The sequence below is a fragment of the Microbacterium sp. HMWF026 genome, from assembly GCF_003061325.1.
Taxonomy (GTDB): Bacteria; Actinomycetota; Actinomycetes; order Actinomycetales; family Microbacteriaceae; genus Microbacterium; species Microbacterium testaceum_E.
On sequence record NZ_QAJB01000460.1, the window covers coordinates 4,726 to 13,144 of the forward strand.

The window sequence follows — 8,419 nt, forward strand, 5'->3', positions numbered from 1 at the left end:
TCGGATTCTCGGGAGAGCTCCGCGCCTTACCCGGCGGGGGAGGAGCCGCGACCGCCCGTCGAACCCCCGCTCACCCCGGCAAAGTCGGGATCGAGGCCAGCAGCCGCCTCGTGTACGCCGCCTGCGGCTGCTGCAGCACCTTCTCGGTGGGGCCCTGCTCGACGATGCGTCCGTCTTTCATGACGACGACCTGGTCGCAGACGTTCTGCACCACGCCGATGTCGTGCGAGACGAGCACGAGGGTCAGCTCCTGCTCGGATCGCAGCCGGGCCAGCAGCCGCAGGATCTGCGCGCGCACCGTCACGTCCAGCGCCGAGAGCGGTTCGTCGCCGACCAGGATGCGGGGTCGGTGCGCGATCGCGCGCGCGAGGGCGATGCGCTGGCGCTGCCCGCCCGAGAACTCGTGCGGATAGCGGGCGGCCATGTCGGGCTCCAGCCCCACCTGTTCGAGCACCTCGCGCACGCGCGCGCGCCGGTCCCCGCCGATGCCGAGCGCCCACAGCGGTTCGGCCACGATGCGTCCGACGTTCATGCGCGGGTCGAGCGAGGCGTAGGGATCCTGCAGGACGATCCCCGTCTCGCGGCGCAGCCAGTGCAGCGATCGCGCCGAGCCGCGCGCGTCCACGGCGCGGCCGTCGACCTCCACGGTCCCCGCGGTCGGGACGTCGAGCCCGAGCAGCAGGCGGACGAGGGTGGACTTGCCCGACCCCGACTCGCCGATGATGCCCACCGCCGACCCCGCGTCGACCGAGAGGTCGAAGTCCACCAGGCCGGGCGTGCGCTCGGCGCGCCCGAACCCCCGCGCGCGCGGGGCGAGGTAGTCGCGCGAGAGCCCGCGCGCCCGGATCAGCGGTGCGCTCACGAGGTGCCTCCGGGAGTCTCGGGATGCCACAGCGTCGCCGTCGCGTCGCGCACCAGCGCCCGGGTGACCGGCGACGACGGCGCGGTCAGCAGATCGCGCACCGCGCCCTGCTCGGCGACGCGGCCGCGCTCCAGCACGACGGCGTGGGTCGCCACCTGCGCGAGGACCGCGAGGTCGTGCGTGATGAAGACGAGCGACATCCCGGCATCCTGGACCAGGGAGCGCAGGAGCGACAGGACGCCCGCCTGCACCGTCACGTCGAGCGCGGTGGTCGGCTCGTCGGCGATGAGCAGTCGGGGACGGCAGGCGAGGGCCATCGCGATCGCGACGCGCTGGCGCTGGCCGCCCGACAACTGATGCGGGTAGCGCGAGACGATGCGCGCGGGGTCGGGGAGGGACACGCGCGCTGCCTCGTCGACGGCGCGGCGCAGCGCCTCGCGGCGCGGGATGCGCGCGTGGATGCGGAGGGACTCGCCGATCTGGCGGCCCACCGTGCGGATCGGGTTGAGGGCGGTGCGCGGGTCCTGGAAGACCATGCCGATGTCGTCGCCGCGAAGGGCGGCGAGCTCGCGATCGGGGAGGCCCAGGATCTCGCGACCGTTCCACGCGATGCTGCCGCTGGCCGTCGCGCCGTCGGGCAGCAGGCCGAGGATCGCCAGGGCGGTGAGCGACTTGCCCGATCCGGACTCGCCGATCAGGCCCACGCGGGCGCCGTCGGGCACCGAGAACGACACGCCGTCCACGACGGTGCGCCCGCCGATGTCGATACGCAGGTCGGTGACGTCGAGGCTCACGCGACCACCCCCGTGACGGGGGTGCGGACGGCGGGGGTGCGCGCGGACAGCGTCGGATCGGCGGCCTCGCGTAGGGCGTCGCCGAGCAGGTTCAGGCCCAGCACCGTCAGCGTGATCGCGAGTCCCGGCCAGACGACCGTGAGCGGGTGCACCGCGATGTAGGCCTGCAGGTCGCTCAGCAGCACCCCCCACGACGGCTGCGTGACCGGGGCGCCGAAGCCCAGGTACGACAACCCGGCCTCGGCGAGCACGGCGACCGCCATGCCCCACGACAGCTGCACGATGAAGACGGGCGCGACGTTGGGCAGCAGGTGCCGGGTGAGGTTCTGCCACGTCGACAGTCCGTTCGCGCGGCCGGCGAGCACGAAGTCGCTGTGCAGCACCCGGCGCAGTTCGGGCCGGGTCACGCGGGCAACGTTGACGCCGAAGCCGATCCCGACCGCCCAGATCACGACCGCGAGCGAGCCGCCCCACACGGCCGAGATCATCATGGCGATGAGCAGCACCGGGAAGGCGACGAGGATGTCCACGAGCACCGCGACGCTCTCGCGGACCCAGCGCGTGGTGAGCGCACCGAGGCCGGCCAGGGCGATGCCCAGCACGGATGCCACGACCCCCGCCCCGACGGCGACGATCACCGTGGTGCGGGCACCGGCCATCAGCAGGCTCGCGATGTCGCGGCCGGTGTTGTCGGTGCCGAGCACGTGCGGCCACGACGGATCGAGCCACCGCGCGCGGGCGTCGACGGCGGCCGGATCGAACGGCGTCCAGACGAGCGACACCGCCGCGGTGGCAACGACGAGAAGGACGATCAGGATGCCGAAGCGCCCGGTGGCCAGGCTCCACAGGCGTTTCACGGTGCTCACGCGGCCTCCCTCTGCCGGGGATCGATGAGGCGGTGAGCGAGGTCGACGACGAAGCCGACGACGAGGACGAAGCCGGTGAGGGCGAGCAGCTCTCCCTGCACCTTGGGCAGGTCGCGCGAGGCGACGTCCGAGACGAGCATGCGTCCCACTCCGGGCAGGGTGAACAACTGCTCGATGACGACCGCGCCGACGATGATCCCGGCGATCTGCAGCCCCAGGACGGTGACGACCGACAGGCCCACGTTCGGAAGGCCGTGCGCGAGCAGCGCGCGGGTCCGGGTCAGCCCCTTGGCCGCGGCGGTGCGCACATAGTCCTGGCCGATGGCCTGCAGCGTCGCGCTGCGCACGAAGCGCAGCAACAGAGCGCCCTCGACGACCCCGATGGTCAGCGCGGGCAGGATCAGGGCCCGCAGCGCCGCCGCGGGGTCGCTCCAGCCGGAGCGCGGGAAACCCTGCGGCGGCAGCCACCCCAGCCACACCGAGAACACCACGACGAGCATGAGCCCCGCCCAGACGACCGGGACGGCGGCCAAGGCCTGGGCGGCCACGCTCAGCGCGGTGCCGCCGATCCGGCGGCGGCCGAGGGCCGAGAGCACTCCGAGCGGGATGCCGATCAGCAGCGCGATCGTCAGCGACAGGGCTGCGAGGGGGACCGTCACCCACGCCTTGTCGACCAGCTCGGCCGCAACCGGGGTGCCGGTGACGAGCGAGGAGCCCAGGTCGCCGCGGAGCAGGCCGCCGATCCAGTCGAGGTACTGCGCCCACAGCGGGGCGTCGAGACCGAGGCTCGCGCGCACCGCCGCCACCTGCGCGGGGGTCGCCTCGGCGCCGGCGATCAGCTGACCGACGTCGCCGGGCAGCACGCGCAGCGACGCGAAGATCAGCACGCTGGCCACGGCCAGGCCCAGCACGAGCAGGCCCAGCCGTGTCAGCGCGTAGCGGATCACTCCGACGCGACCGTCACGCCGGCCAGCGGCAGGCGCACGTTGAGCGAGTTCTTCGGGAAGTTCGCCACCTCGGCGCCCACGGCGGTGAGCGGGGCCGAGAGGAAGAGCCAGTCCCCGGCATCCTCGTCGCTCACGATCCGCGCGGCCTCGGCCAGCAGGTCGGACGACTGCTGCTCATCGGTCGTGGCGAGGGCCTGGGTGTACAGGGACTGCACCTCGGGGTTGTCGTAACCGAAGTAGTACGCGGGGTTCGCCCAGTTGCCGAAGTCGCGCGCCTCGACGTGGCGGACGAAGCTGAGGTCGTAATCCTTGTTGGTGTACACGTCCTGCAGCCAGGCGGTGAAGTCGACCGAGTCGACCGTCAGCGTCACCCCCACGTCGGCGAACGACGACACCAAGAAGGTCGGGATCGTCGTGGGGTAGACGTTGGGGATCGTCAGCGTCAGGTTCAGGTTCTCGGCGCCCGCCTCGGCGAGCAGCTCGCGCGAGCGGTCGGGGTTGAACGCGATGCTGTCCGAGAGGTCCTCGTAGCCGGGGTCGAGCGGCGGGATCGGACCCGCGAGCGTCTCGCCCGAGCCGAGCGTTTCGATCAGCGCGTCGTGGTCGATGGCCAGGCGCAGCGCCTCACGCACGCGCTGGTCGTTCAACGGCGCCCTCTGGTTGTTGAAGGCCAGTGTGCCCTTGTCGGTGGTCAGACCCGACTCGATCGTGAAGGCGTTCGTCCCCTCGATCTGACCGCGCAGCTCGGGGTCGATCTCGAGCGCGACGTCGACGTCGCCGTTGACGGCGGCGTTGGCCGCGGCGCTCTGATCGGGGATGTAGTCCAGGACGACCTCGGCGACGCCGGCCTTGTCGCCCCAATAACCGTCGTAACGCGACAGGGTCAGGCTCTGACCGGTGTTCCAGCTCTCGACGCGGAACGGACCCGTGCCGTTGGCCGCGGTCTGGAGGTTCGTGGTGTCGCCGTTCTTGAAGATCAGACCCGCGCGCCCGGTGAGCGCGAAGAGGAAGTCGATGTTGGCCTGCGCGAGCATCACGACGACCGTCGAGGCATCCGGGGAGGCGATCGAGGAGACGCCGGCGAGGTCGGCGCTGTTCTGGATCGTGGCATCGTCCTTTGCCGTCTGCAACGAGGTGACGACGTCGTCGGCGGTCAGCGCGCTGCCGTCGTGGAACGTCACCCCCTGCCGCAGGGTGAAGGTGTAGGTGAGGCCGTCGGGCGACACCGTGTAGTCGGTGGCGAGGGCGGGGACGATCGCGTTCCCGTCGTCGGCGTTGCGGGTGACCAGGCCCTGGTAGACGTTGTCGATCAGCGCCTGCTCGAGCGCGGCGCCGCTGGTGCGCCGGATGTCGAGGTTGGACGGTTCGAGAGACAGGCGCACCGTCAAGGTCGCGTTCGGGTCGGCCTCTCCGGTCGGTCCGGTGGGGGCGGTCGTGCCGGTGCACGAGCTGAGCAGGAGGGCTCCGACGAGGAGGGCGCTCGTGGCGAGGGCGGTGCGGCGCAGCATGGCGGGGGTCCTTTCGCAGGCCGATGGCATCCGAGTGCTGTGGATGCCGTGCAGGGGTGAAAACAGCCTACTTTCGCCCGCATTCCCCCGACGTCGCCCGTGACGCCCCGCGACGAACGATGACGCCCCGCGCAGGTAGAGGTGCCGGCCGGCCGGAGTCAGCGTGCGGAGGGGTGCACGGAGTCGACGACCCCACGGATCACGGCGGCGAGGCCGGCGGGGTCCTCTTCTTGCACGTTGTGGCCGGTGCCGAGGGTGCGCACCTCGGCGTCCGGGACGCGTCTGGTGAGGTCCTCGGCATCCGGGACCGTGACGAACCCGCGCTCGCCGCGGACCAGCGTCAGCGGAGCCCGCACGGCCGCCAGGTCGTCCCAGCCCGTGTCCGCGAGCACCGCGCGGACGGCGTCGGGCGTCGAGGGGTCAGTCCCCGCGTTCGCCGCCGCGGCGGCCAGGTGCGCGAAGTGATGCTTCCACTCCACGCGCCCGTCGGGGCGCACGCGCGAGTTGAGGAACACCCCGCGTGCGGCGGCCTCGGGCGAACCGCCCAGACCGAACGACAGGGCCCGCTCGACCAGTTCGTCGCGGCTGGCCCAGTCGGTCGGCCCCGCGAAGAACGCGCGGATCTGCGCGGGCCCGGCGCTCGGATCGACGCCCGGGGTGATGTCGACGACGACGAGCCGCGACACGAGATCCGGGCGGGATGCCGCCACCGCGGCCGCCGTCAGCCCGCCCAGCGAGTGCCCGACGAGCACCTGGGGTGCAGCGGTCCACTTCTCGAGCGCGATCGCGATGTCGGGGGCGAGCACGCGCGCGACGTAGGCGGCGTCGTCGCGCCACGAGGAGTCGCCGTGACCGGCGAGGTCGAGGGCGAGGGCCGGGAGCCCCAGGTGCAGCAGGGTGGTGTCCCACGTGTGGGCGTTCAGTCCTGCGCCGTGCAGCAGCGTCACCGCGGGGGGAGCGTCGCCCCAGCGCAGGCCGCTCAGACGCCGACCGTCGTCGAGCGTCAGGTCGACGCGCGCCACCGGGGGGACGGGGCGGTCGAGGCCGGCCGCCTGGGCGGGGAGGAACGAGAACTCGTCGCGAACGGGCATCCCCCGAGCCTGTCACCTCGGCGGGCGGCGCCGCCAGCGTCGCGCCACGGGGCGTCACCGGGACCTCGCCGCGTCGTCGCCAACCGTTCCGCGCCCGGCGACCCGTGCCGCCGTAGGCTGAGGCCATGGGTGAAGAACGGCGCGTGCATCTGTCGAGATCGGCCCCCGAGGCGTACGCGGCGCTGCGCTCGTTCTCGACCACCGTGGGCCGTCTGGCCGCCGAGGCGGGGATCGATGCGCGCCTGCGCGAGATCGTCCAGATCCACGCCTCCCAGCTGAACGGCTGCGCCTATTGCGTCCGCGTGCACGTCGACGCGGCCCTCAAGGCGGGCCTCGACGCCGACGTCATCGCGCAGATCGCGACGTGGCGCGAATCGGGCGTCTTCGACGAGCGCGAGCGCGCGGCCCTCGAGCTGACCGAGTCCTTCACCTTCATCCACGAGGACGGCATCCCCGACGAGGTGTACGACCAGGCGGGCGGCATCCTGAGCGAAGGGGAGTACGTCGCGTTGAGCTGGGTGCTCGTGGCGATCAACGCGTTCAACCGCGTCGCGATCGCGGGGCGCTACCCCGTGCCCCCGCGCACGGGCGGGAGCGTCGTCGTCGGGACGGATGCCGCGCCCCCGGCCGTGACGACGCCGCGCACCCCGCACGTGCACCCGGGTCCGGGGGAGTGAGCGCGACGCTGGTCTCGGGGGCCGCCAACTTCCGCGACGTCGGCGGCCTGCCGGCGGGATCGGGGCGGACCCGCTCGGGCGTGCTGTACCGCTCGGGCAACCTCGTGCAGGTCGACGAGGCGGGACGGCGGACACTGCGCGATCTGGGCCTGCGGCGCGTGATCGATCTGCGCGACGCCGCCGAGGTCGCGCACGCGCCGAGCCGCCTCGACGACCTCGCCGTCGAGGTGCAGCACGAACCCCTCTTCCTCGGTTCGGTCGCGTCGTTCTTCGAGCGCGACGTGACCATCGAACAGCTCTACGCGGCGATCGTCGACGACGGCGCGGACCGGGTCGTCGCGGCGATCCGCGGCATCCTGCGCGCACAGCCCGTGCTGGTGCACTGCACGGTCGGCAAGGACCGCACGGGTGTCACGGTCGGCATCGCGCTCGCCGCGGCGGGCGTCGACCGCGACGCGGTGATCGCCGACTACGCGCGGACGGAGCAGCTGCTGCCCGCCGAACGCAACGAGAAGGTGCGCGCGGCGATCCGGGCGTTCCACCCCGAGAGCGTGAACGCCGAAGACCTGGCCACCCGGTCGCCGGCGCGGGCGATGCGGTCGCTGCTCGACAAGCTCGATCGCGAGTACGGTTCCCCGGCCGGGTTCCTGCGCGCGCACGGCATGAGCGCCGACGAGCTCCAGCGGCTGCGCGAGGTGCTGGTGGAGTGATCCACTCGTGGAGCACTCGCCCTTACTCAGGTTAGGCAACCCTTCGTCGGTGGTAGAGTGGATGCCATCATGGTCCCCTCCACCGAGCACAACGACGCCGCCTGCCGCGCGTCGCGGCACACCCGTGTCCAGCACCTCGTGACCGCCGACGAGAACTCGCTCGCCGAGCTCGCGGCACTGCTGGCCACCCTGCCGATCTGCTCGACCGGGCGCGTGTTCATCGAGGTGCCCGACGACTCGTGGATCGGCCGCGTCGCCGCTCCCGCTCGCATGACCCTCACCTGGCTCGACCGTTCCCGCCGCGGCGGAGCCCCGGGAACCGGCCGCGGCTGCGCTCCCGGACAGGCGCTCACGCGCGCCGTGTCCGGCTGGGCCGGCGAGATGCTCTGCTGCGACGACGACGCCACGCGCGTCATCCTGCTGGGCGGCTACCTCGGTACGGCCGAGATCGTCGACGAGCTCGTCTCCCGCCACGGGGTCGACCCCCTCGCGATCCATACGCCCGAGCGCTTCGGTCTCGCGACCGCGCGCTGAGCGCGCGCCCCGGCTGTTCGGCCTCGCGATTGCGCGCGCGGGACCGCGCTTCGGCTTCGCGGCGGCGCTCGTTCTCCGTGGCGCGTCACGCCGACGTCATCCACCCTCCGTCGGGAGTGCTCGGTGTCTCGACGCCGTGCCGGCCGTGCACACGCTCCGTGATGTGCACATCCTCCGTTCGCGGGGGCGTGTGCGCGCGAAGTTCGTGCGCATCGCGGAGGTTATGCACGCGCCCGCGCACGCCCGGCGTGCTGTAACCCCGCGCTTCGGCGCCCCCGCAAACCGGGCGCCCGTGCAGGTGCAATGACCCGCAGGCTCAGTGGCCCCGAGGGACGTAGTCCCCGTCGATCAGGCCCGCCTCGATCTCGAAGCGGTTGCGCAGAGGGTCGCGCCCGGCGAGGGCGTAGAGCACCGGCATGAGGAAGCCGTA

At 72.7% G+C, this 8,419-nt stretch carries 9 protein-coding genes and 1 pseudogene; 3 read left to right on the forward strand and 7 right to left on the reverse strand.

Features of this window, described 5'->3' with window-relative positions:
- Positions 1-70: 70 nt before the first annotated feature.
- From DBR36_RS16590 to DBR36_RS16615, 6 genes are all read right to left on the reverse strand, one after another.
- Complete coding sequence (locus DBR36_RS16590; protein WP_108320795.1) at positions 71-862, reverse strand: ABC transporter ATP-binding protein; 792 nt, start codon at positions 860-862, stop codon at positions 71-73.
- A complete protein-coding gene (locus tag DBR36_RS16595) occupies positions 859-1,656 on the reverse strand; it encodes an ABC transporter ATP-binding protein (protein WP_108320796.1) in 798 nt (265 codons plus the stop codon). The genes DBR36_RS16590 and DBR36_RS16595 overlap by 4 nt, the downstream gene beginning before the upstream one ends.
- Positions 1,653-2,522, reverse strand: a complete 870-nt coding sequence (locus DBR36_RS16600) for an ABC transporter permease (protein WP_108320797.1) — start codon at positions 2,520-2,522, stop codon at positions 1,653-1,655. Before DBR36_RS16600 ends, DBR36_RS16595 begins: the two co-directional genes overlap by 4 nt.
- Positions 2,519-3,469 (reverse strand): ABC transporter permease, encoded by a 951-nt coding sequence (locus DBR36_RS16605; protein WP_108320798.1) that lies wholly within the window; start codon positions 3,467-3,469, stop codon positions 2,519-2,521. Before DBR36_RS16605 ends, DBR36_RS16600 begins: the two co-directional genes overlap by 4 nt.
- Positions 3,466-4,977, reverse strand: coding sequence for an ABC transporter substrate-binding protein (locus DBR36_RS16610; protein ID WP_108320799.1), 1,512 nt, complete (start codon positions 4,975-4,977; stop codon positions 3,466-3,468). The genes DBR36_RS16605 and DBR36_RS16610 overlap by 4 nt, the downstream gene beginning before the upstream one ends.
- Before the next feature lie 158 nt (positions 4,978-5,135).
- Positions 5,136-6,068 carry an alpha/beta fold hydrolase gene (locus DBR36_RS16615; protein ID WP_108320800.1) on the reverse strand — a complete coding sequence of 311 codons (933 nt, stop codon included), beginning with the start codon at positions 6,066-6,068 and terminating at the stop codon, positions 5,136-5,138.
- A gap of 125 nt (positions 6,069-6,193) precedes the next feature.
- Here DBR36_RS16615 and DBR36_RS16620 point away from each other — a divergent pair, with 125 nt between their 5' ends.
- The 3 genes from DBR36_RS16620 (at position 6,194) to DBR36_RS16630 (ending at position 7,989) form a co-directional block, all read left to right on the forward strand.
- Positions 6,194-6,745 carry a carboxymuconolactone decarboxylase family protein gene (locus tag DBR36_RS16620; protein WP_258222946.1) on the forward strand — a complete coding sequence of 184 codons (552 nt, stop codon included), beginning with the start codon at positions 6,194-6,196 and terminating at the stop codon, positions 6,743-6,745.
- Positions 6,742-7,455 (forward strand): tyrosine-protein phosphatase, encoded by a 714-nt coding sequence (locus tag DBR36_RS16625; protein ID WP_108320801.1) that lies wholly within the window; start codon positions 6,742-6,744, stop codon positions 7,453-7,455. The genes DBR36_RS16620 and DBR36_RS16625 overlap by 4 nt, the downstream gene beginning before the upstream one ends.
- Before the next feature lie 69 nt (positions 7,456-7,524).
- Entirely contained in the window at positions 7,525-7,989 is a 465-nt protein-coding gene (locus DBR36_RS16630; RefSeq protein WP_108320802.1) for an SIP domain-containing protein, read from the forward strand.
- A 316-nt stretch (positions 7,990-8,305) separates the two neighbouring features.
- Here DBR36_RS16630 and DBR36_RS18695 read toward each other — a convergent pair.
- A pseudogene (locus DBR36_RS18695) lies at positions 8,306-8,419 on the reverse strand (Fe-S oxidoreductase); the annotation flags it as partial.

Excerpts from the sequence above, each read along its gene's own strand:
- DBR36_RS16610 (WP_108320799.1), bottom strand. The coding sequence starts at position 4,977 with ATGCTGCGCCGCACCGCCCTCGCCACGAGCGCCCTCCTCGTCGGAGCC.
- DBR36_RS16615 (WP_108320800.1), bottom strand. The coding sequence starts at position 6,068 with ATGCCCGTTCGCGACGAGTTCTCGTTCCTCCCCGCCCAGGCGGCCGGC.
- DBR36_RS16620 (WP_258222946.1), top strand. The coding sequence starts at position 6,194 with ATGGGTGAAGAACGGCGCGTGCATCTGTCGAGATCGGCCCCCGAGGCG.
- DBR36_RS16630 (WP_108320802.1), top strand. The coding sequence starts at position 7,525 with ATGGTCCCCTCCACCGAGCACAACGACGCCGCCTGCCGCGCGTCGCGG.